Annotated in this window: 21 protein-coding genes and 1 riboswitch; of the genes, 4 read left to right on the top strand and 17 right to left on the bottom strand. The window is 41.2% G+C overall.

The genetic code is table 11. From position 1 onward, the window contains the following. Window positions 1-35 precede the first annotated feature (35 nt). The 3 genes from INP51_RS06145 to INP51_RS06135 are packed head-to-tail and all read right to left on the bottom strand — an operon-like array spanning window position 36 to window position 2,981. Window positions 36-800 (bottom strand): ABC transporter ATP-binding protein, encoded by a 765-nt coding sequence (locus INP51_RS06145; protein WP_193736841.1) that lies wholly within the window; start codon window positions 798-800, stop codon window positions 36-38. A gap of 1 nt (window position 801) precedes the next feature. Further along, complete coding sequence (locus INP51_RS06140; RefSeq protein ID WP_230406889.1) at window positions 802-1,863, bottom strand: FecCD family ABC transporter permease; 1,062 nt, start codon at window positions 1,861-1,863, stop codon at window positions 802-804. 50 nt (window positions 1,864-1,913) lie between these two features. Further along, on the bottom strand, window positions 1,914-2,981 hold the full coding sequence (locus tag INP51_RS06135; protein ID WP_193736840.1) for an ABC transporter substrate-binding protein: 1,068 nt from the start codon (window positions 2,979-2,981) through the stop codon (window positions 1,914-1,916). A 172-nt stretch (window positions 2,982-3,153) separates the two neighbouring features. After that, window positions 3,154-3,341: riboswitch (cobalamin riboswitch) on the bottom strand. Between the two features lie 184 nt (window positions 3,342-3,525). On the opposite strand from INP51_RS06135, the gene INP51_RS06130 reads away from it, so the two are divergent. The 4 genes from INP51_RS06130 to INP51_RS06115 are packed head-to-tail and all read left to right on the top strand — an operon-like array spanning window position 3,526 to window position 7,706. After that, window positions 3,526-4,707 (top strand): molybdopterin molybdotransferase MoeA, encoded by a 1,182-nt coding sequence (locus INP51_RS06130; protein ID WP_193736839.1) that lies wholly within the window; start codon window positions 3,526-3,528, stop codon window positions 4,705-4,707. Window positions 4,708-4,716: 9 nt separating this feature from the next. Then, the gene (locus INP51_RS06125; RefSeq protein ID WP_207736901.1) at window positions 4,717-5,754 is read left to right on the top strand and encodes a FecCD family ABC transporter permease; all 1,038 of its coding nucleotides are present in this window, start codon (window positions 4,717-4,719) and stop codon (window positions 5,752-5,754) included. Next, a complete protein-coding gene (locus INP51_RS06120; RefSeq protein ID WP_193736838.1) occupies window positions 5,754-6,530 on the top strand; it encodes an ABC transporter ATP-binding protein in 777 nt (258 codons plus the stop codon). The genes INP51_RS06125 and INP51_RS06120 overlap by 1 nt, the downstream gene beginning before the upstream one ends. Window positions 6,531-6,554: 24 nt before the next feature. Then, window positions 6,555-7,706: an ABC transporter substrate-binding protein gene (locus INP51_RS06115; RefSeq protein ID WP_193736837.1), complete on the top strand. Its 1,152-nt coding sequence runs from the start codon at window positions 6,555-6,557 to the stop codon at window positions 7,704-7,706. Window positions 7,707-7,827: 121 nt separating this feature from the next. Here INP51_RS06115 and INP51_RS06110 read toward each other — a convergent pair whose 3' ends face one another. The 14 genes from INP51_RS06110 to tyrS form a co-directional block, all read right to left on the bottom strand. Then, window positions 7,828-9,237: a L,D-transpeptidase family protein gene (locus tag INP51_RS06110; RefSeq protein WP_193736836.1), complete on the bottom strand. Its 1,410-nt coding sequence runs from the start codon at window positions 9,235-9,237 to the stop codon at window positions 7,828-7,830. Between the two features lie 179 nt (window positions 9,238-9,416). Further along, on the bottom strand, window positions 9,417-11,159 hold the full coding sequence (locus tag INP51_RS06105) for an ABC transporter ATP-binding protein (protein WP_193736835.1): 1,743 nt from the start codon (window positions 11,157-11,159) through the stop codon (window positions 9,417-9,419). 43 nt (window positions 11,160-11,202) lie between these two features. Continuing rightward, on the bottom strand, window positions 11,203-11,994 hold the full coding sequence (locus INP51_RS06100; protein ID WP_193736834.1) for a ZIP family metal transporter: 792 nt from the start codon (window positions 11,992-11,994) through the stop codon (window positions 11,203-11,205). 75 nt (window positions 11,995-12,069) lie between these two features. Beyond that, window positions 12,070-12,570, bottom strand: a complete 501-nt coding sequence (locus INP51_RS06095; RefSeq protein ID WP_193736833.1) for a GreA/GreB family elongation factor — start codon at window positions 12,568-12,570, stop codon at window positions 12,070-12,072. 134 nt (window positions 12,571-12,704) lie between these two features. Next, window positions 12,705-13,805, bottom strand: a complete 1,101-nt coding sequence (locus INP51_RS06090; RefSeq protein WP_193736832.1) for a DUF362 domain-containing protein — start codon at window positions 13,803-13,805, stop codon at window positions 12,705-12,707. Beyond that, window positions 13,802-14,440, bottom strand: a complete 639-nt coding sequence (locus tag INP51_RS06085) for an RpiB/LacA/LacB family sugar-phosphate isomerase (protein WP_193736831.1) — start codon at window positions 14,438-14,440, stop codon at window positions 13,802-13,804. The genes INP51_RS06090 and INP51_RS06085 overlap by 4 nt, the downstream gene beginning before the upstream one ends. A gap of 146 nt (window positions 14,441-14,586) precedes the next feature. Next, window positions 14,587-15,153, bottom strand: coding sequence for an SMC-Scp complex subunit ScpB (gene scpB, locus INP51_RS06080; RefSeq protein ID WP_193736830.1), 567 nt, complete (start codon window positions 15,151-15,153; stop codon window positions 14,587-14,589). After that, window positions 15,150-15,947, bottom strand: coding sequence for a segregation and condensation protein A (locus INP51_RS06075; protein ID WP_193736829.1), 798 nt, complete (start codon window positions 15,945-15,947; stop codon window positions 15,150-15,152). Before INP51_RS06075 ends, scpB begins: the two co-directional genes overlap by 4 nt. An 84-nt stretch (window positions 15,948-16,031) precedes the next feature. Continuing rightward, window positions 16,032-16,850: a metallophosphoesterase gene (locus INP51_RS06070; protein ID WP_193736828.1), complete on the bottom strand. Its 819-nt coding sequence runs from the start codon at window positions 16,848-16,850 to the stop codon at window positions 16,032-16,034. Between the two features lie 44 nt (window positions 16,851-16,894). Then, on the bottom strand, window positions 16,895-18,055 hold the full coding sequence (locus INP51_RS06065) for a D-alanyl-D-alanine carboxypeptidase family protein (RefSeq protein WP_193736827.1): 1,161 nt from the start codon (window positions 18,053-18,055) through the stop codon (window positions 16,895-16,897). A gap of 86 nt (window positions 18,056-18,141) precedes the next feature. Next, window positions 18,142-19,677 carry a cardiolipin synthase gene (cls, locus tag INP51_RS06060; RefSeq protein WP_193736826.1) on the bottom strand — a complete coding sequence of 512 codons (1,536 nt, stop codon included), beginning with the start codon at window positions 19,675-19,677 and terminating at the stop codon, window positions 18,142-18,144. A gap of 91 nt (window positions 19,678-19,768) precedes the next feature. After that, a complete protein-coding gene (rpsU, locus tag INP51_RS06055; RefSeq protein WP_004222305.1) occupies window positions 19,769-19,945 on the bottom strand; it encodes a 30S ribosomal protein S21 in 177 nt (58 codons plus the stop codon). 123 nt (window positions 19,946-20,068) lie between these two features. Continuing rightward, a complete protein-coding gene (alaS, locus tag INP51_RS06050; protein WP_193736825.1) occupies window positions 20,069-22,723 on the bottom strand; it encodes an alanine--tRNA ligase in 2,655 nt (884 codons plus the stop codon). 63 nt (window positions 22,724-22,786) lie between these two features. Continuing rightward, window positions 22,787-24,013, bottom strand: a complete 1,227-nt coding sequence (gene tyrS / locus INP51_RS06045; protein WP_193736824.1) for a tyrosine--tRNA ligase — start codon at window positions 24,011-24,013, stop codon at window positions 22,787-22,789. Window positions 24,014-24,160: the final 147 nt, after the last annotated feature.

The raw sequence follows: 24,160 nt of genomic DNA, 5'->3' as shown, positions 1-24,160 counted from the left end.
TTCCGCCGCCTTTTGTAGCAGCACTAAAGTTTTGCTTAAATTCCCGTGTAGATAATATTGATACGCCCGTTTTCGCGATTCTCACTGATTTCTGCGTTGACACCGAATACATCCCTGAGCATTTCGGGTACAAAAACTTCCTTTGGTGTTCCACAGCTTACAATCTGTCCCTTTTTCATCATATAAATTTTTGTACAATAGGTGGCTGCCAGATTTAAGTCATGCATAGCAGAAAACACCTCAATTCCGAGGGAACTTACAATCTCCAATAGGCTGATCTGATAATGAATATCCAGATGATTTGTCGGCTCATCCAAAATCAATGCTTTTGGCTGACCCGTCAAAGCTCTGGCAATCAGCACTCTTTGCCGTTCTCCTCCGGAGAGAGTATTGAATTCTCTGTCAGTCAGATCTTCCATTCCAACTTTTTTAAGAGAATCACGGGCAATCTCATAATCCTCATCGCTATCCGGCTCCATTAATTTCTTGTGAGGGGTACGCCCCATCATGACAACCTCTTCCACTGTAAAGTCGAAACTTAGATCACTACTCTGTGTCAATACCCCAAGCTTTTTCGCCGACTCTTTAAGTGATATTTCATTTTGCAATTTTCCATCAATTTCAATCATTCCCGCTGACGGTCTTAACACTCGATAAACAGATTTTAAAAGTGTGGATTTGCCGCTCCCATTAGGGCCAACAATCCCAACAAACTCATGTTTTTCTACGTCTATACTCACATCATGTATAATATTCTTCCTGCCGATATCAACGGAGAGATTCTTCGTTTTAATATTCATTTCATTCACCTCCGAATCCGTAACTTTTCGTGAGCATCAGATAAATGAAAAATGGACCGCCAATCATGGATGTAATGATGCCTATCGGTATCTCACTATTGTACATAATCATTCTTGCAAGAACATCACACCAGATTAAAAAGATTGAACCACCCAGTAACGAAATCGGCAGCACTCTTTTATGATCAGAACCCACGATCATTCTCACAATATGGGGAACAATCAAACCGACAAAACCAATCGTTCCTGATGCGGCGACTACTACTGCGGTTACACAAGAGGTAAGGACAAGATAAAATTTTCTGACTTTTGCAACATTAATCCCCAGTGTCATGGCAGACTCTTCTCCTACCAGAAGTACATTTAACACACGAAACTGTGTCAGAAAGAACACTATCATCACAGTTGTCACAACGAATAGTATTGGCAGCAGGTTCCAGGAGGAACTGGTAAGTCCCCCCATGGTCCAAAAAGAAACTGATCGAATTCCCTCCGCGTCTTTTGCAATATAAATGATAAAGTTTGTAAAAGCGGAACAGATTGCATTGACCGCCATGCCAGCCAAAAGAAGTTTAATCGTATTTCCGCGTCCTTTTCCCGAAAACGCAATAGCAAAGACAAACATTGAAGTCAAAAGGGCTCCTGCAAACGCTCCAACAGAAATCCCAAGTGCCCCAAACCAGGAAAACATCCCCAGAAGAATCCCTGCTGTTGCACCAAGTGACGCACCAGAAGATATTCCAAGAACGTATGGATTCGCAAGTGGATTTCTCACAACGGCCTGCATGACAACACCAGACAGTGAAAGTCCTGCTCCCACTACGACTGCCATAAGCACTCTGGGAAGCCTGATATTCCAGATAATCTCCATCGTCGGACCATTTAAAAGTTCACTGGCTTGCGCTGTCTGAATCCCAAAAATTTTATAACAAATCACTTTTGCCACATCCATAGTCTTAATTGGCACCGGCCCAAATGTAATAGCTGAAATCAATGAAAGAATCAATAGAACAGACATGACAATCAAAACGATACTTAATGGGAAGTTTTTCTTCTTTTTCAAAATCACACCTCAGTTATTTCCTCATGTCATCCATAAGTTTCTCCTCCGGACTATTTAAAAAGGTCCGGGTAGAATGCTTTCGCCATGTCTGTGACAGTATCCGTTGTCTCATAGTTTCCACCATAGAAATCTACATAATCTACCGATACAAAGCGATCATCTTTTATTGCATTCACCTTTTCCAGAGAGGGATTCTCTTTCAAAGCCTTGATTTTATCGTCAGCTGTAGAGTCTGTCCTATTAATGATCAGGATAACATCCGGATTTAGATTGATCAGATTTTCGACACTTTGAGAGCCAAATGTCTCATCCAGCGAGATTCCACCGGCTTTTGTGATAAGATCAGTTGTAAGATCTTTTTTTGCACGTCCAAAGAACTCATTCTCCTTTACAATTTGAACGGTCAGCACCTTAACTTTTTCATCATCTGAAAGTGTGGATGTTTTCTTTTCGATGGATTCCTGCTTCTGTTTCATATCATCAATCATCTCAGAAGCCCTTTCCTGCACATCGAAAATCTTTCCCAGTTTTTCTATATCTGTATAAATTCTTTCAACTGTACGATTGTTTTCATCAGATGCAGTATTGTCCATGATATATGTATTAATTCCCTTATCATTCCACTCGCTGATGTTTCCAAGTGCCTTTTCATTGAATGTAGAACCCCATCCAATGATAATATCTGGCTTCTGAGCAATAACAACCTCCTTGGAAGGACTATCTGTGTCACTAATAATATTCAAAGCATTGAATTTGTCGCGGTAAGTTTCTCCTACATCGCCGACGCTCTTGCTGGCTCCAACGATTTTATCATCAAGGCCTAATGCGAGCAATAACTGAACCGCCTGCGGCTGATTGGATACAATCCTCTCGGGAGCTTTTTCAAATATCTGTTCTGCCTTGTTTCCATCACCATCATAATTTTCAATTGTAAGTGGATAAGTGGTAACGTTTTCTGATGTTGCCTGAGAAGCGTCTGGTTTTGAACTTGCCGAAATTTCAGTGGGTGCTGATGTGCTTTTGCTTTTAGATGTTGTCGATGTAGTCTTACCACATGCACTAAGCGCCAGTGCAAGAGTCAGACACATAATCAATACTGCTGATACTTTTTTCTTCATTTGAAGCCTCCATAATAAATTTGGTTGTCAGATATAGCTTATAAATGAATAATAAAAGCAGGCATAAAAATAGAAAAATCTGCCTTTGAAGGCAGATTAAATATCTGATCTATATAATATCTATACAATATCTCTATATGTATCAGAAACTTCACAAAAATCTCCACCGAAATCTGTTTTATAAGTTAAGGCAGGTCTCCTGACTTTGGTTCAGCCGAATATTCACCTTCCCGGACCAGTCCTTTCATCTATGTCCAGTGGTATCCAAATATCCGTCCCCATCTCACAGTAGCGGCGGCTGTTCAAGATTTGCACTTGATTCCCTATTAATACTAAATAACCTAAACTTTTTCATATTCAATTATAACTTTGAAAATTATAACACTTAAAACCAATGGCGTCAAACAAATAAAAAAATCTTCCATTGAGCTTGATTCTTCAAAAAAAATCTGTATAATAAGGGTTGTACTTTTAAATACATAACGCTTTTTCAATTCAAAGTAGCTTTTTAAAAAATTCGAATGAGAAAGGATATCTGTTTACTATGGATAAATTACCAACACGTAATAAACTTCTTCATCATTTCTACGAACACTGGCGTCCACAACTTGGCACAGAAACCATTCCAATCGACGAGGCTGAGGGACGTATCTGTGCCAAATCGTATCAATCTGGTAACCAAATTCCTCTTGTCAGAAGTTCTGCCTTTGACGGAATAGCAGTAAAATCAGCCTCTTTTTCAGATGGAATGCCAGACACTTCCGTCTGGATTAAAGATCAGGACTTCTGCCGTGCTGATACCGGAGATGATTTTCCTGATGAATTTGACACGGTGATAAGAATAGAAGCCGTCACTTTTCTTCCGGAAAGTGGAGTTAAGTTGGATCTTTCAAAAGAACCTGTTCCCGGTGAGGGTGTGCGTACATCCGGAAGTTTTATGTCAAAGAACGATGAACTAGTAAAGGAAGGCGATATTCTGACCCCGCTTTCACTGACAAGTCTCCTTGCCGGAGGATACACCACTGTGGAGGTAAAAGCACGTCCACGAGTTGTCTTTCTTCCCACAGGAAGCGAACTGATCAAACCTGGAACTCCTCTGACACGTGGAAAAAATATAGAAACAAACGGAAGTCTGATCAAGATGATTATGTCTAAATGGGGAGCAGATGTAACCTGTCTCCCCATCTGTTATGACAATCATGACAGTCTTAGAAATGCAATTTTTACTGCATTGGATTCAGCAGATATTTTAATTGTAAATGGTGGTTCATCCAAGGGTAATGAAGATTTCACCGTTCATCTTCTAGAGAAAGAGTCGAGTTTTTTTACACATGGTGTGCGTTGCGTCCCAGGAAGGCCGGCTGTATTCAGCCTGATACAAGATAAACCTGTTATTAACCTTCCTGGACCACCTGCAGCTGCACTCGCTGTACTTTCCTGGGGGATTAAAGATCTTTATTATCACGCAATGGGAAGTGATGCTCCTCACAGTTACCAGGAAGTGATACTTACAGAAACTGTATCCGGAGCCGGGCCTTTTGATTTATATCAAAGATTGTTTCTATATAAAAAAGATGGACAGATTTATGGAAAACCTTTTTCCATGAAGGATAGTAATGCCGAAGTTAATCAGTACTGCAATGGTTATACAATCCTCCATTCTGATCAGAGTTATCTTGCGGGAAGCCCTATCTTGGCGGATCGTTTGTTTTCAAGTGTTAGATAAGGTCGATATATGATGAATAACAAGCAAAAGAAACCAGTCACAACTTTAGTTTTCATCGCTCTAGCCATTTTACTGCTTTTTTCTATCTTTATCTCACTTCGAGTGGGGCGCTTCGGTATGACCGGAAAAGAAATTTTTGAGACCATAAAAAGGTTTTTTAAGGAGGGGCTTAAAACTGGGGACAGGCAAGTCGCAGTACTTTTCTCCATCCGTCTTCCGCGAATTATCATGTCGATTCTCGTTGGAAGTGCCCTTGCAATGTCAGGAGTATCCTATCAGGGGTTGTTTAAAAACCCAATGGTCTCCCCAGATATCCTGGGAGTTTCATCCGGTGCGAGCATCGGTGCCTGTATCGCCATTCTCTTTGACATGAGTGGAGTTAAGGTTCAGATGCTTTCTTTCGCCTTTGGTCTGATTGCGGTATTCTTTGTTATAGGAATTAGTTATGCCGTAGCAAAGGACCAAGGGGGAAGCCTTCTAATCATGGTTCTTGCAGGAACCGTTGTATCATCTTTGTGTAACGGAGTCACTTCTCTCATCAAATATGTTGCGGATACAGATACAAAGCTTCCGGAAATCACTTATTGGCTGATGGGCAGTTTTGCAAAAACAGGTGGTTGGAAAAATGTAAAAAATATGGCACTATGCTTTGTCATCGGTGCCACGATACTTCTTATGCTGCGCTGGAATATTAATGTACTCTCCTTCGGGGAAGAGGACGCCAAGACGCTGGGCATAAATACTACAAGAACCAAAGTTCTTGTTATATTAAGCTCTACACTCCTTACAGCATCTTCGGTTGCCATGAGCGGATCTATCGGATGGGTCGGTCTTGTAATTCCCCATATCTGTCGTTCTCTGGTCGGACCAAACTACATGACACTCCTACCTTGTTCCATGCTGGCAGGTTCCAGTTTTATGCTGATTGTGGACACTGTGGCCAGAACCCTGTCATCCGGAGAAATCCCAATTGGAGTTATTACATCTATCATTGGTGCTCCACTGTTTATCTACCTACTGTTTAAGGGAAAGAAGGGGTGGTCTTAATGGAAATTGAGATTAAATGCATCGCCTGCGGTTATGGAAAACATTCGGTTGTAAACAATTTCAGCACCACCATCAATCAGGGGGATATTTTATGTTTTCTCGGACCAAATGGTGTCGGCAAGACAACACTGTTTAAATCCATCATGGGGCTGCTGCCGCTGCTTGATGGGCAGGTACTGATTGATGGGACAGATCTCAAAAAGATTTCGCGTAAAAAATTCGCAAGCCTGATTGGATACGTTCCACAGACACACAGTACGCCTTTTGCCTTTCAGGCTCTTGATGTCGTTTTGATGGGAAGCACAGCCAGACTGAACGCCTTTTCCAATCCTTCGAAGTCAGACTACATAAAGGCACATGAAGTGATGGAGCAATTAAGCATCGAGCGTTTTGCTGATAAAATATTTACTGAATTGTCCGGTGGTGAAAGACAGATGGTTATGATTGCTCGTGCCTTGATGCAGGAACCGGCTTTTATCATGCTCGATGAACCGACAGCCAGCCTGGACTTTGGAAATCAGGCAAAAGTGCTAAAAGAACTCAAAACATTATCAAATCAAGGCATTGGAATTGCCATGACAACTCATGTACCTGAACATGCCTTTTTGTGTGGAGGAAAGGCAGTATTATTCACCCCAGGAGGTCATGCCCTTTCAGGTCCGGTAAAAGAGATTTTAACGGAAAAAAATCTGGAAAAGGCATATGGCCTTCCGGTGGCAGTAATTGAAGACCGATGGCATAATCGCAAGATGATACACTGTACTCCTGTGATCTAACCTATCGAAAAAAAAGGAGATATTATGCAAAGAAAAAAAATTTATCAAATGTTAGCAGTATTTGTAAGTGCCACATTCCTGGTGACAGGATGTGGAAATAATGCAGGAAGCTCATCTTCCTCCTCTGCCAAAAAGCAATCAGAAAGTACAAGTAAACCCTCAAGTACTGATACATCGTCAGGAAAATCTTCATCAGCCAAAAGTTCAACAAATTCAGACACAAAAGATGGAGTAAGAACAATCACAGACACCAAGGGCAATGAAGTTCAGATACCCGAAAAGATAGATAAAGTTGCCACAACGATTGGTGCATTTGCACAGATTACAAACATGGTAGGAGGAACCGATAAACTTGTTGCAAGTATCTCAAAACTGTCTGACATGTATCACACAATATGGCCGAATGCCAATCCCAATAACAATGATGCCTCCAATGTGGAATCCATTATTGATTCCGGAGCACAGGTGGTCTATGGTCCCAACATCGATGATCAGCAAGCTCAGCAGCTGAAGGATGCGGGTATAGCAGTTGTCACTGTTGACAGCTTTTCCAATGCGGATGAGTTAAAAAAAAGCATTACTTTAATCGCCGAAATTCTTGGAGACGACTCACCTGAGAAGGCAAAAGCATTTAACAATTTTTTTGACAACACAATTAACTATGTCCAGGATATGACAAGGGATCTGAAAGATGATGAAAAAGTTAAGGTGTTAAATCTTCGCTATAGTGGTGATAATTACACAACAGTAAACAACGCAGATATCTCTTCTTTCTATGTTGAGTGCGCAGGCGGAATTGTTTCATCCTCCGACTATACCGGAGCAGATCAGGGAACAGCTATGGTCGTCAGCACGGAACAGATCCTCAAATGGAATCCTGATGTTATCTTTACTATGGGGCAAGGTGCAAGAGACCAAATCAAAAAAGATCCCACACTTGCATCTGTTTCTGCTGTACAAAATGATAAGGTGTATACAGAACCATCCGGAACTTACCCATGGTCTGTACGCTCCGCAGAAGGTGCTCTGATGCCACTCTTCTTAGCCAAGATCATGTATCCTGATACGTTCTCGGATCTCAATCTTAATGATAAGATAAAAGAGTTCTATAAAGACTTTTATGATTATGACCTGACAGATGATCAGGTAAAGAGCATAGAGGCCGGAGACAAATAAAATAATCGTAGTATTTTAAAATCCGGGTGAGATAAACAGACACTAATGACTGTTATTACACTCGGATTTCTTGAGTCATATTTTAAAGCAAACATTTATCAACGAAATATCTTCTTGTTTATCAATACACAATTACAGGAAATCCTGCTGATACTACATTAAAGATCTGGCTCACTGCAGACAAGGGAGTATTGACACATCCATGGGAACCATTTGTCTTATAAATATCCCCGCCATATTCTGCCCGGCTTGCAAGATCATGAATTCCAATTGTAAAATCCTCGCTATAAGGGATCCAGTAATCACAATGGGTACGATAGGATGGCTGACCTGTAGCAGGATTGATCTTCCCTGTCATAATATAATCCGTCCTTTTCCCTTTAATCTTCCAGACGCCCCCTCTGGGTGTATCATTTCCTTTTGATATATTTCCTGTCACCACTGGAGTGGACACCAAAAGTTTTCCATCTACATAACACCACAAAGTTTGCTGATCAATTGATAATTCTATGTATGTATTTCCTATATCATTGCTCTCTCTGCTTCTTGCAGTATTGGCATAAACCACTTCTACTTCACCTTGTGTGCCAGAGTTTATCGCATCTGTGAGATTCTGGGCCGTTTTTTCTTGGTCTAACTTCCATCCGTAATCTCCACCTTTGAGCTGTACTGTAGAGCCATTACTTGTCGTAAAGGAACGGCTGGCTTTTACAGTATTGTACTTAGATGCCAGCTGTCCTACATAGGCAGATATTTGATTTGGGTCAATCAGGTCATTTCCAGATTCATCCTGAGCAACCCATGTTTTCAAAAGCTGCGGTCCAACAGTTTCTACTCGTCCACTTCCAAAATTCATTGTAACATTAGCAGATACCAACTGATTCAGATGGTTCACACGATTAATCAAATTCTCATCATTTTGATAGACTGCCGGTTTCACATAGCATCCAGCCTTATCAAGATTTAGTTCCGATTTACCTGAGAGAATTGTATCTTTCAGTGCAGATAAAAGTTTATCTCTGTCAGGCTGATTTCCGATCACTTCCGCAGTCACTGTGTATCCCGTGTCAGTATCACCGACGGCCGCATCCTGAGGCAGTGTAATATTCTCTTCCTGCATGAAATCAAGTCCATCTACAGTGGAAGATAATATTTCATCCGAGAGATTGATCGGAATTTTCAGAGTATACGTCTTTTTCTGAAAAGCTTTAACAATCCACTTCCAGGAATTTTGATTTTCCATGATCTTATCTATCTCTCCATTATCAGCAAAGGAAAGCTGCAGCTGTCCGGCTGTAAATGTCTCGGCAGAACCATCAATTTTTTGTATGTTCAGTGAATAATTTTGCACCTGATTGGCAAGTTCCTTTTTGACTTCGTTCACTTTCATATTGGTACAGTTAATACCGTTAATATTTGTACCAGAGTAGAAATGATTATGAAAAAACACTGCGGTCACGATGTATGCTGCCACCATAATTCCCAGGATCACACTCACAATCGTGATCATAATCTTTTTTTTCTTTGTCATACCCACACCCTTGCTTTCTTATATTATCTTATGTCAATTCTCTGCGAAATATGGTACATTATACCACAAATATATCTAGAAAGTTTTACAATAATGAGAAGATTCTATTTCTTTTTTTCAAAAAATAAGAAGAGACCCCTTTACAGTTTCAAACCGTGAAAAGTGTCTCTTTCTTATTTTTAAAATTGTATCTGATATAGTTTGGCATATTCTCCGTGCAACTCTAATAATTCATGGTGCGTTCCTTCTTCAACAATTCCGTTCTCATTCAAAACGAGAATTCTCCCTGCATTTCTTATAGTGGAAAGCCTGTGTGCAATAACAAAGGTTGTTCTGTCCTTCGCAAGCTCCTCTAACGACTGCTGAACGATATGTTCACTTTTATTGTCAAGTGCTGAAGTAGCCTCATCAAAGATCAGAATCGGTGGATTTTTTAGGAATACCCTGGCGATGGAAAGTCTTTGCTTTTGGCCGCCGGATATTTTGACTCCACGCTGTCCGATATCAGTGTCATAGCCATCAGGCATTTCCATAATAAAGTCATGAGCATTCGCCGCCCTCGCTGCACGAATCACATCTTCATCTGTAGCATCTGGGTTTCCATAGCGAATATTATCCATTATGGTACCCGCAAACAAATAAACATCCTGCTGAACAATTCCAATCTGCTCTCTTAGATCTTTCAGACATATGGAACGAATATCCGTTCCATCCAGATACACAGCACCTGAAGTCACATCATAAAATCTGGGAATCAGACTGCACAATGTCGTCTTACCGGCTCCGGAGCTTCCAACTAGAGCAACATACTCTCCCGGATCCACTTTCAGATTCACATGCGAGAATACTCTTTCATTGGAATCTTCATAATGAAATGACACATCTTCAAATTTCACTTCACCCTTTGCAGGTTTTCCCAGATGAATTGCATCCGGCTTATCTTTGATATCAGGTGCAATGTTTATTATCTCCTGAAATCTCTCAAAACCAGAATAGCCATTCTGAAACATCTCCGTAAAATTAACCAGTTTTTTTACTGGTTCTGTGAAATTACTGATGTAGAGAAGGAAAGTCACAAGGTCTGCAGCGGTAAGTGTATCTTTTGTCATAAAAATTGCGCCCATCACGAGAGCGGCTACTGTAATCAGTGTCGTACATGCACCCATTCCCGAATTATAGACCGCCATATACTTGTATGTTCGGCCCTTAGAATCCATAAAACGCTCGTTTCCATTCTTAAATTTGTTCATCTCGACGTTTTCATTTCCAAATGACTTTACAACACGGATTCCTGAGAGACTGTCTTCAATCTGGCTATTGATGTCGGCGATTCTCCTTCTGTTTTCCTTAAATGCCTCCTTCATCTTTTGATTCATGTAAATAGCATAGACAAGCATAAAAACCACAATTACCATGGATATCAGAGCAAGGGGAGCATTTATTACAAGTAATATGATGAATGCCCCAACCAGTTTGATAATGGATATCACGATATCCTCTGGCCCATGATGTAAAAGTTCACTGATGTCATTGAGGTCTGTCGTAATTCTTGAGAGCAGATGTCCTACTTTCTGGTTATCATAGAAAGTAAACGACAATTTCTGATAGTGAGAATAGATCTCGTTTCTCATATCCCGCTCCATCTGGGCTCCCATCATATGTCCATAATAGGTAATATAATAATTACATCCCATCTCGATCAAAACCATAATCACCATGACAAGACCCAGTTTGAGGATCATGGAAGTTGCTTCATTTAGAGGATTGTTTACCACATTTCCTGTAATATATCGAACCAGAAGAGGGATTGCCAGTGTGACCGCAGACCCAATCGTTGCAAATATCATATCTGATATAAAAAGGCCCTTATAGTCCTTATAATACGATAATAACTTCCTGAAATTACCATCTCTATGTTTCATTTGTTCCAACTTTCTATATATATGATCTAATTTTAACTAGTATTTAACCTAAAGCGACATCCAGAATCATCATGATTACAAATCCAAAAGCCGCACCTATCGTTCCTATATTGCTGTGTTCGCCTGTCTGGGCTTCCGGAATCAGTTCCTCTATCACTACATAGATCATTGCTCCGGCCGCAAAAGAAAGCAGATATGGGAGTGCTGACTCAATCACGCTAGTCAAAAGTATCGTCAGCACTGCAGCAATAGGTTCGACAATTCCCGATAAGGTTCCGTATAGGAAGGATTTCGATTTCGACATTCCCTCACTTCTAAGAGGCATGGAGATAATCGCCCCCTCCGGAAAATTCTGAATGGCAATTCCAATAGAAAGCGAGAATGCTCCAGCCGTTGTAATCAGTGTATTACTGGTAAGCACGCCTGCAAAAACTACACCTACAGCCATTCCCTCCGGAATGTTGTGTAAAGTCACTGCCAGGACAAGCATGGTCGTCTTCTTCAATTTTTCACTTTTTGAGATGACGCCCTCTGGCTTATCTGTATTCAGATGCAAATGCGGAATAATATTATCAAGCAGCAGCAGGAAAAAGATTCCTACCATAAAGCCAACTGCAGCAGGAACCCATGTAAATCGATATTTCTCAGCAGCCATATCAATAGATGGTATTAAAAGTGACCATACAGATGCCGCTATCATGACCCCCGACGCAAAGCCCAGCAAAACCTTTTCTGTCTTCTCACTAAGATTTTTCTTCATCAAAAATACCATTGCGGCACCTAAAGTCGTTCCCGCAAATGGAATAAGCAATCCCAAAAACGTATTTAAATACATACATATCCCTCCTGTCTTTTGTATCATGATACCTCAAAATACTTTACTCTTTGTTCTTTTATCATTGTGCAGGCATTAAAACTTTCGTATGGTATCATCTTTTTCATCCGTTGATTTATCAATGTTCTTTATGACAACGTCATAACTATAGGAATCACTCACCCTTACCGTCACGCAGTCTCCCGTTTTTTGCCCCATCAATGCCTTACCCAATGGAGATTCAGTGCTGATATATCCTTTCAGTGAATTTCCACGGATAGATGTCACCAGTTTATAGATCTCCTCCTCGTCATCTTCCGGGAGATATACAGTCACTTTATTGTCAAGTCCTACCTCATCCAGCTTCGACCGGTCTTTTACAATTTTAGAGTTTTTCAGGAGTCTTTCCAGATATCGGATTCTGCTCTCATTTTGATTTTTGTCTTTTTTTGCCGCATGGTATTCAAAGTTTTCACTCAGATCTCCCTGAGCTCTTGCCTCTTTTACAGCTTCCAGAGCCTGCTTGCGATAGACAAGTCTGCGATAGTCAATTTCATCCTGGATTTTTTTGACATCCTGTTCCGTCAACTGTTCCATTTCCTACTTCCTTTCTGCTCTATTTATTATAAAAGTACCCGAAGATTTCGTCAACTAAAAATCGCTTTCTCTGAAAAATCTTCTCTGCCTTTAAAAGGCCCTCACGCTTTTCTGCATGAGAGCCTCGCCAATTATTACTGGTGATTCAGGATATAATCTTTCAAAAAATCATAGATCTGATTCTCCGTGGGCGGACAGCCTTCCAGATGGTGATCGAATCTTTTTGTACAGTGTCCGATGCCAAGTTTTCCTTTTTTTCCACGATAGCCCTGACCAATGCTGATCTTTGTTCTAAGATTATCCAGAAGTCCTTCCTGTTTCAGTTTGTCAAGTGCAGGTATCAGATACCCATAGCAGGCAGAACAAGAGTCAACTTCCTCCACCGCATCCTCAAGCTCAACAATCTTTCTTTCCTTTGGAATCTCAATATTTTGGGGTTCGTCGTTATATCTGACTATCCTGGCCTGTCTCCAATCTCCACATCCAACCTTTAGTTTTTCCGCAATCCCAATGTATGGGACATCTTCTTTTTCATAATTCATCAAATGACATACATAAGAGTCACATAAGACTGGATCTATCGCTGCCCAGATACGATTCATCGTTACCGGATTTCCACCGTCTTCAAAGTCCAGATCTCCACAGATATTGTCAACCACAACAAAATCCTGATGGATACCACAGTTCAGATGAGCAATCGGCTTATGCAGACCCATAGAGTGAAAACGTCGTTTTTCTTTGTTCGGTATTAACCCTTTCATATTTTTCAGTGCACAGGTAATACGCGTCTGACAATGTCCCTTTAAGACCGGAACATTAATCAGATAATCCACATTTTTTACACAGTCACAAATCGAAAGCTGCATTCCCATGCAGTCACAGATATAAGACTTTTCCTTCTGGGTATCCACAAAAGGCACCTGATACTTCTCACACAAACGATCATATCCGCAGACCGAGAAGGCATCCTTTGTCTTATCCCCAACCCAGGACCCTTCCATTACAGTGATATGGTGATATCCATTTCCCTGAAGATACTCTATAATGCCAGCAACAATCTCCGGGTGCGTAGTGGCTCCGTAAGAAGCCTCTGACGGAGATACCAAATTTGGTTTGATTCCGATCTTTCGTTCTTTGTCTCCAATCTGTGACACAAGATCCGACTGGTTCAGAATTTGCTTTGTCATGTCTTTATAATCCGTTCCATGGATCATAAAAATCTCGTTTTTTTTCATCCTAAAATTTCTTTTACCAATGATTTGATCTCATCATCTTGGCAGTTTGCATTGAATAATTCCTGGAATTTTTCGCCGGCCAGTGCTCCCTTGACAAGATCCTGATCTAACTCTTTTAAGATTTCCGGTAATTTTCGGAAAGAAACTCCTCTTACTCCATCCAGAATAGTTTTGTTACGTCTCTCCGGAACAGCACGTTCTCTCGGATATCCCTGGCCGCCTTCTTCGACAAACAGTTTTTCAAAGATATATTCCAGGTTCAGGTCTCCGCCCCATCCATATCCTTTTGCAAATGGAATCGCAATTGCATTTCCATTATTGATCTGTGCAAAGGTATAAGCATCCAGCGGATCCTCTACATGACCACAGATAACACCTGGAAAAGAGTTTAAAGCAAGCATGGCACCCTCGCCGGTTCCGCACCCTGTAATCACATAATCAACTGCCTTAGAATTCAAAAGTACAGCTGCAAGAATTCCCTCCTGTACATAAGTAAGCTGTGCAGCATCATCGGCAGTATACATTCCATAATTGTATACCTCATGTCCCATAGGCTCTACAACCTTTTTCAATGCTGCACAGATTTCTTTATTCTTTGCTGCCTGACTGTTCTCGTTAATAAGTGCGATTTTCATAAGTCAAATCCTCCTTAATGATTCATGTACTTTAAGTTTAAAGCCAATGGCTTTATTGTCTGTCTTTACTATAACACAAATTCGAAAAGGTTTCATGTCTTTTGTTCATGAAAACCTTGCAAATCTTATCACTTCACCGGGAAAACTTAAATTTCTACTTTAACTTCCTCTTCAGCCTCTGCCTTAAAATCTTCCAGCTTCACAGGATTGATTTCCGGAAGGTTATCCGTAGAATCCACCCCAAAACTCCTCAAAAATTCTTCTGTAGTTCCAAATAAAATCGGCCGTCCGGGGGCATCTAAACGTCCGAGCTCCTGAACCAATTTATATTCCACCAATTTGTTCACCGCGTGATCTGATTTGACTCCTCGGATTTTTTCAATCTCTGCCTTTGTCACGGGCTGTTTATATGCAATAATTGACAGCGTTTCCATCAGCACATCACTAAGTTCTGGCTCCTTTGGCTGAATCGCAACATTGATCAGATAGTCGTAGTATTCTCTTTTTGTACACATTTGAAAGGCGTTCTCGAGTTCTACAATCATAATTCCCCTGTCTTCTGTCTCGTATTTCTTCATCATTTGGCAGATCAATTCATGCGTTTCCTTCACAGTACAATCTATTGCTTTTGCAACCATCTCCACAGAAACAGAATTCCCCATTGAGAATAAGATTGCCTCAACGGCCGCTTCCAGATGTTTTCTATCTTTCATTGATATTCCACCTCACGATCTTGTGCATACGCTTCTACCATGGTATTCTCATCTTCCAGCGATTCAATCAGGATATCTCCAAAAATTTCTTTTTGAGATATTCTGATTCTGCCGGTTTTTATCAACTCCAACATTGCCAGAAAGGTGACAATTACCTGGAATTTAGAACATTGACTTTCCAGCAGATCTTTAAAGCTGAAGCTTCGTTTTTTTACCGCATATTTTTCAACAAAAGTCATTTTATCCGGCAGTGATACTTCTTCCGGTTCAATCTGCCCAAATTTACTTCGGATTGGATCAATTTTGTCTTCCTGCCGTTTTAAGACCGACTGGAAAATCATGTGAAGTTTGTTGATGGACACACCTTTTAACAGCTCATGTGGATCTATAGAGACCTGATACTTTTTCACTTCAGCCGGAATTGTTGGTTTTTTATATACATTTTTTGAGGCTTCCTCCATCTGTTCCCGCAGCTGATATGACATGTATTTATACGTCTTGTACTCCAAGAGCTGATGAACAAGTTCTTCCCTTGGGTCTTCCTCTTCGCCTTCCTCATTTACCTCTTTGGGAAGCAGCATCCGGCATTTTATATCAATCAGAGTTGCCGCCATCACCATGAATTCACTTACTACATTCAAATCTTCATGATTCATCTGCCGAATATACTCAAGATACTGATCCGTAATCTCAACAATTGGTATATCATAAATATCTATTTTATTTTTCTCTATTAAATGTAAAAGCAGATCCAGCGGTCCCTCGAAAACCGGAAGTTTAACAGGAATTCCCATAATGCCTATGTTCCTTTCTAAAACAAATCCTAATCAAATTTTAACTTTTTAATCAGATGATCAAGTCATTAACCTTTCATGCTGTCATGACTTATCAGGACACAAGTCTATAGATATGACTACGAGCTCTCTCGGATTAAAAATCCGAACCGGAATCGTATGTTCTCCAAGACCGGCACTTACAATCATATTGTTTTTTTTCTCACCAGAAAACAGGCCATGTGCATAAGGATAAAACAGTGTCATATTTGGACTGACCAGTCCATAATGTTCGCCAATCCGTATCATACCGCCATGACAGTGCCCCGACAACGTAAGATCAGCCCCCCACTTCAGATAAGTATCAATATAATCAGGATTATGTGCCAGCAGAATATGATAGTAATGCGGGTCAGGCTGTCCAAAGATATCGTTTAGTTCGGACACGGGCATTTTTACATTTCTGAAACGTTGGTAATACTTTCGATCCGCTTCAAATCCGTGAATTGCAACGGGAGTTCCCCTAAATTTCGTATAAGCACTTTGATTGACAAGATGGCAGACTCCAGCACGATGAATTACATCAACAAATTGCTGATACATGTCTCCATATTGTTCGGGATAGAGGCGAAGACGATATTCATGATTGCCATTGGCATAATATACCGGAAATTTTTCTGCAACTGCAGTGATAAAGTCACATGCCACATCAATTGGGAATCTTGGTTTTCCCACTATTGTATCTCCTCCGATCAGCACAGCGTCCGGATTGATCTTTTCAATTTCCTTTAAAAGAATCTGATTTTCAAAACCAAATTCATGATTATGGAGATCACTCACGAAAACGAACCGCAGGCTTTCTGCCTGAGGTTCGTTTTGCCAACTTTTTTTTATCTGATAAGTTTTGGTCTTAAAATTTTTCATATTGTACCTGCTGTCTCAGTGTAAAAAGCTGCACGAAATATCAGTTAAGCAGCCATTAAAAAACAACTCCATACTTCTTTCAGGCAGTGTGAATATCCGGCCCTTGGCACGTTTTTGTCATATACAAGATTTACGTGGCCGATTTCACTGCCTTCCAGCGTATATACCGCTTTGCCCGCTATATCGCCCTTCCTCAGCGGAGCCTTTACATTTTTATGTAATTTAACCACTTTCTTTATCTGATCCAGAGGTTTTCCCTCCGTATCAAGATAGCGGAATTCTCCCTCATAAGTACAGCCCACTTGTTTTTTGGTTCCGCCTTTTACATCAATCTTCCCCGGGTTTTTCTTATTCTCATCCACATATAGTTTACAGATACCAAAACCATAATTCAGCATTGAAGCTGCATCTGAGAATCTCACCTTATAATCTGGTGCTCCCATGACAACAGCAATTAGACGAATTTTGTCCCTTTCGGCGACAGCAGACACACAATACTTAGCGATGCTTGTGCTGCCTGTTTTTAATCCCACGCAACCGTCATAACTATGCACGAGTTTATTTGTGTTTGAAAGAGTAAAGGGTTTCGTCTCCTGTTTCGTCACATGTGTAATGTCCTCCATCCAAATGGAAGAATAATCAAGGACCTGTGGATAATGGGTGATCAATTCTTTAGACATCAATGCGACATCATGTGCCGTTGTATAGTGATTCGTTGATTCAGTAAGTCCACAGCAATCCTCAAAGTTTGTATTTTCCATTCCTAATCCCTTGGCACGTGCATTCATCCGAGAGACAAATTCTGCTTCGCTTCCTGCAATGTGCTCAGCCATGGCAACCGAGGCATCATTTCCAGATGCAATCACAATACATTTTATCATGGTTTCCACACTCTGCTGCTCACCTTCCTCCAGAAAGACCTGTGAACCTCCCATGCTTTTTGCATAAGCACTGGTTGTCACCTCATCTGTAAGATGAATGTTTTCCTTAGAAAGCTCGTCAAAGATCAGAATCAATGTCATGATCTTTGTGATACTTGCCGGACTCCTCTGCTCGTCTGCATTTTGTTCATATAGAATCTTTCCCGTACTGCTTTCCATCAAAATTGTACTGGGCGACGCCAGTTCTAGATCTGCCCTCGCCGTAATACAAAGTGATGGCGTTATCATTACCAGTGTAAGTAACACAATCAGGAACTTCTTCATGTCATCTCCATTTTTATTCGTTCTATCTCATCTTATGTGAGGACAGGTAGGATGATGATAAAAGTTGGGGACTGACTTATAATGTTTTATAACATGGGAGCAATCAGGCGAAGTATACTCTGAAATCCCCTTATGATCAGGTTTCTGTTTCTGCAGAAATCAAGTGTCATCTCTTCCGAGTAGTCGAGAGTTTTAAGGAAATCATCTTTTACATCCGCTATGGACTCAGTTTGATACATCCAGACACCACATTCAAAATGAAGATACAAGCTGCGATAATCAAGGTTAATCGTTCCGACAACTGAAATATCATCATCGCTGACAAAGCTTTTCGAATGTATAAAGCCAGGAGTATATTGGTAAATTCTGACCCCGGATTCAATGAGTTCCTCATAATAGGACTGCGTTGTCAGAAATACAATTTTTTTGTCCGGGATTCCCGGTGTGACTATCCTGACATCTACACCGCGCTTTGCACAGGTGCATAGTGCCTGCATAGTCTCGTGATCCACAACGAGATAAGGAGTAAATATATAGACATAGTCTTTTGCTCTGGAGATAATATTCAGATATACATTTTCCCCAACAGTTTCATTATCCATTGGGTTATCTCCATAAGGCTGGACAAAACCATCCGTCTCAAACGTTTCAAGATGGTGTTTCTTCGGTTTAAAATTCTCAAAGTTCTCTCTCATTCCCGTGATCACAGACCACATTCGCAGGAACATAACCGTAAAGTTCCACACGGCCTCACCATGCAGATAGATGCCTGAGTCTTTCCAATGTCCAAAGCGTACTTTCTGATTGATATATTCATCGGAAAGATTGACACCTCCCGTAAATGCTGTATGCCCATCAATGACCGTGATTTTTCTGTGATCTCTGTTGTTTAACACAATATTTAATAACGGACGCACCGGATTGAAGGAAGCACACTTAATTCCCTTTGCCTGAAGACTCTTGTAGAATCTTGGAGGCATGGATATGATACAACCAAAATCATCATAGATCAGACGAACGTCCACTCCTTCAGCGGCCTTTCTTGTCAGAATCTCGAGGACTGCGTTCCACATATATCCCTCCCCAAGAATAAAATATTCCATAAAAATATAGTGTTCGGCCTTATCAAGTTCTTCTAAGTATTTTGCAAACCAGTCTTCTCCGACCGGAAAATATTCGGTTTTCGTATTCTGATAGACAGGAGAATCCGCGTAATCCCGAAGATATACAGATTGTCCGCTGACCAGACGATCTATCTTAGCAAGAGCTGTTCTATATTCTTCATCTTCCCTTAGTATTTCCCCCTGTTCTGCCAGTACGTCTTCGTATTTCACGCAAAACTTCTTTGCAATTCTTGATTTTCCCATAATAAAATAGAGAACAATTCCAAGAATCGGCATACCAAGAATTACAATTGCCCAGGTCAGTTTATAAGAGGGATTAATTCTCTGATTCACAAGCCAAAGAGAAGTTACAATGGCAATAGCCGTAATAACAATATTAAAATAGATGTAGCGATCTGTCAGAAAAACTCCGAGACCGACAAACCAGAACAACTGCAAAACCAGTGCAACGGCGACCACGAAAACTCTGTTTGACATGATTTTAAAGATCTTTTTCATCACCCTAATCTCCTACTGTTTAGCTTCGTAAAACCGCCCCTGACGATAAAAGACCGCCACAAAAAATTGCGGCAGCCTCTCAATCAGCACATTAATTATATTTACGCTTTCTAGCAGCTTCAGATTTCTTCTTACGACGAACACTTGGTTTTTCGTAATGCTCCCTCTTGCGAATTTCCTGCTGAATACCTGCTTTTGCGCAGCTGCGTTTAAATCTGCGTAAAGCACTATCCAACGTCTCGTTTTCTTTAACGATTACATTTGACATAGACTCACACCTAACCTCCCTCCAGTTGTAGATTGTGCTTAAATACAACTGTCTGGGTATTTTTTTGCACTAGGTTAATTATACCAGATATTCAAAAAACGTCAACACTTTTCAGGAAAATTCTTATTGAATCTGTCCTTCCAGTACCTGTGATGCTTTTGATATCGCAGCAGGTATCTGATCGGCATTTTTACCACCAGCCTGTGCCATATTCGGACGGCCACCTCCGCCTCCGCCGACAAGTGCGGCAAGTTCCTTCACAAGCTTTCCTGCATGAGCGCCCTTTTTCATAGCGGTATCAGTTGCCATGGCAAGCAGACTTACTTTCTTGTTCTTGGAGGATGCCAGGACCACAACGCCCTCCCCAATTTTAGATTTCAACTGATCACCAAGGTCGCGAAGAGCGTTCATATCCTGATCAGGCACAGACGCTGCAAGTAGTTTTACACCGTTTATTTCCTGAACCTTTTCCATGACGTCTCCAAGTGCATTCCTTGCAGCTTTACTCTTCAAGGATTCATTATCACTATGAAGCTCTCTGTTTTCCGCCTGAAGATGAGTAACCTTTTCCACCGTTTCCTGCGGACTGCATTTTAACTTTTCAGCTACATTCGAAAGAATGAGCTCTTGTTTTTTATAATATGCTATTACCTCTTCACCTGTCAAAGCCTCAATCCTGCGGACCCCGGCTGCGATCCCTGATTCAGACAGAATCTTAAAGAGCATAATATCTCCAGTATTGTGGACATGAGTTCCCCCGCAGAATTCTTTCGAGAAATCACCCATCGAAACAATGCGGACTTTATCACCATATTTTTCACCGAATAATGCCATTGCACCAGTTTTTTTCGCCTCTTCGATATTCATGACTTCTGTTTTAACCATAAGCTGTGCCTGAATTTCTTCATTCACCAGGTTCTCCACCTGGCTAATCTCATCTTCCGTCATAGGAGCAAAATGAGCAAAGTCAAACCTAAGTCTGGTTGGCGTAACGAGTGATCCCTTTTGTTCAACATGACTTCCCAGAACATTCTTGAGTGCTTTCTGAAGCAGGTGTGTTGCACTGTGATTTCTGGCAGTCGCCCTTCTTGCGGGTCCATCTACTGCAAGGGTTACTACATCGCCCCCCAAGATCATACCACTTTTCATCACGCCTACATGACCGTACTTTTCCCCGCCAAGATGAATCGTCTCATCGACTTGAAATACGCCGTTTTCTGTGCTGATGGTACCACAGTCTCCGACCTGCCCGCCCATGGTAGCATAAAACGGAGTCTCTTCCACAACGATTGTGCCTTTCTGCCCTTCCATCAGGGAATCTGTAAGTTCCGCATTTTTGTCACTGGCATCGGTCGTCAGAGCCGTCACTTTCGATTCACATGCAAGATGATCGTATCCTACAAATTTAGTAGACAAAGATGCTGGAATCAAATCGTATACAGTAGATTCTTTCCCCATATAGTTCGTTGCCGCACGAGCACTTCTCGCTCTGTTACGCTGTTCCTCCATCGATTTTTTAAAACCCTCTTCGTCGATGTCATAGCCTTTCTCTCCAAGGATCTCACGGGTCAGATCGAGCGGAAATCCATAAGTGTCATATAGCTTGAAAGCATCTTCACCGTCTAAAATCTTAAGTCCCATACTGGAAAGTTTTTCTTCCATTTCATTTAAAATTGTGAGTCCCTGATCGATAGTTTTATGGAACTGCTTTTCCTCATTATTCAGGACATTGAAAATAAAATTTTTCTTTTCTTCAAGCTCGGGATACCCATCTTTGCTTCCTTCTATCACTGTATCGCATAATTTTGCAAGGAACAGACCATGAATGTTTAAGAGTCTGCCATGTCTGGATGCACGTCGAATCAGTCGTCTAAGTACATATCCGCGTCCTTCATTCGTCGGCATAATTCCATCCGAAATCATGAATGTTGCAGAACGTATGTGATCTGTGATCAGACGTATGGAAACGTCTGTCGCATGATTCTCACCATATCTTACTCCTGCAATTTCACACACCTTATCGCGCAGTGCGCGGATCGTATCTATGTCGAAAATAGAATCTACATCCTGAACTGCAACTGCAAGGCGTTCAAGCCCCATCCCGGTATCAATGTTCTTCTGGATCAGATCTGTATAATGGCCATGTCCGTCGTTGTTAAACTGAGAAAACACGTTATTCCAGACCTCCATGTAGCGATCACAGTCACAGCCTACCGTGCAGCCCGGTTTTTTACAGCCATATTCCTCTCCTCGATCATAATAGATCTCAGAACAGGGACCGCAGGGGCCACTTCCATGCTCCCAGAAGTTATCTTCCTTTCCAAAACGGAAGATCCTCTCAGATGAAATTCCAATCTCATTTTGCCATATATCAAAGGCTTCATCATCCTTTTCATATACAGAAGGGTATAACCTGTCCGCATCAAGGCCAACAACTTCTGTCAAGAATTCCCAGGACCATCTAATCGCCTCATGTTTAAAATAATCTCCGAATGAGAAATTACCGAGCATTTCAAAAAAGGTGCCATGGCGTGCGGTCTTTCCTACATTTTCAATATCTCCGGTTCGGATACATTTCTGGCAGGTAGTAACACGGGTTTTTGGCGGAATCTCCGCACCTGTAAAGTATGGTTTCAGTGGTGCCATACCCGAGTTAATTAACAACAGGCTGTTATCATTATGTGGCACCAAAGAAAAACTCTCCATTGCCAGATGTCCCTTACTCTCAAAGAATTCCAGAAACATTCTTCGGAGTTCATTCACACCATATTTCTCCAATATCGTTCCTCCTAAATAAATAACATGTTCTTCGTTCTCACGCAATTATATTATCACAAGTTTTTATTTGACGCAAACTTTTTTATAGTTCTTCTTTCCCTTTCGCAGGATGAGTCCGTCTGGAGCGAATTTCTCTTTTAAAACAAGATATTTCACGTCCTGTATTTTTTCGCCGTTAATCTGAACCCCTCCCTGTAAAATAGCACGTCTTCCCTCACTTCTTGTGTCCACAAGGCCTGCTTTTTGAAGAAGGCTGATCAAGTCAATCTGATCATTCTCGAAATCTTCATTTGCAATCTCCTCTGTTGGCATGTTTTCAGAAGAACCACTGCCTGCAAAAATTTCCTTCGCACTGCTCTGTGCTTTTTTTGCTTCATCCTCACCGTGAACAAGATTTGTCAGTTCATAAGCCAGTATTTCTTTAGCCTGGTTTAGTCTGGAACCCTCCCAGTGGTCCATCTCGTCGATCTGCTCCAGCGGAAGGAATGTCAGCATACGGAGGCATTTCAAGACGTCCGAATCCGATACATTCCTCCAGTACTGATAAAAATCGAAAGGAGAAGTTTTATCAGGATCAAGCCACACAGCTCCTGACTGAGTCTTTCCCATCTTTTTACCCTCAGAATTCAAAAGCAGAGTAATTGTCATGGCATAAGCATCTTTTCCGAGTTTGCGTCGAATCAGTTCTGTTCCGCCCAGCATATTGCTCCACTGATCATCACCACCAAACTGCATATTACAGCCATATCTGGTAAAGAGCTCAAAGAAATCATAGCTTTGCATAATCATGTAATTGAATTCCAGAAAACTTAGCCCTTTCTCCATTCTCTGCTTATAACACTCAGCAGTCAGCATACGGTTCACGGAAAAATGAGGACCTACATCTCTCAAAAACTCAATATAATTCAAGTTATTAAGCCACTCGGCATTATTGACAATCAAAGCTTTGTCATTCGAGAAATCGATAAAACGGCTGATCTGTTCTTTGAATCGGTCACAGTTGTGCTGAATTGTCTCCACAGTCATCATCTGGCGCATATCACTTCTCCCAGAAGGGTCCCCGACCATTCCGGTGCCGCCTCCCAAAAGAGCAATAGGTTTATTACCGGCCATCTGCAGCCGTTTCATCAGACATAAAGCCATAAAGTGACCTACATGCAGGCTGTCCGCTGTCGGGTCAAACCCAATATAAAATGTCGCCTTTCCATTGTTTACCAGTTCCCTGATTTCCTTCTCGTCCGTCACCTGTGCAATCAGCCCACGTTCCTGTAATTCTTCATAGATTTTCATAAAACATTCCTCCTGTAATTTCACATATTAAGATGGGGAGTCAAACTGTATTTTGACCCCTATAATGCACGGATTCCAAAGTTATGCTTTTTCATGCGAACACGAAATGTATAACCTTTTGACCCCGCATCATATTCAGGAACGAAA

Origin of the sequence: Blautia liquoris (assembly GCF_015159595.1) — a bacterium.
GTDB lineage: Bacteria > Bacillota > Clostridia > Lachnospirales > Lachnospiraceae > Novisyntrophococcus > Novisyntrophococcus liquoris.
The sequence above is the reverse complement of the archived record's forward strand: the minus strand, read 5'-3'. Positions and strand labels throughout refer to the sequence as shown.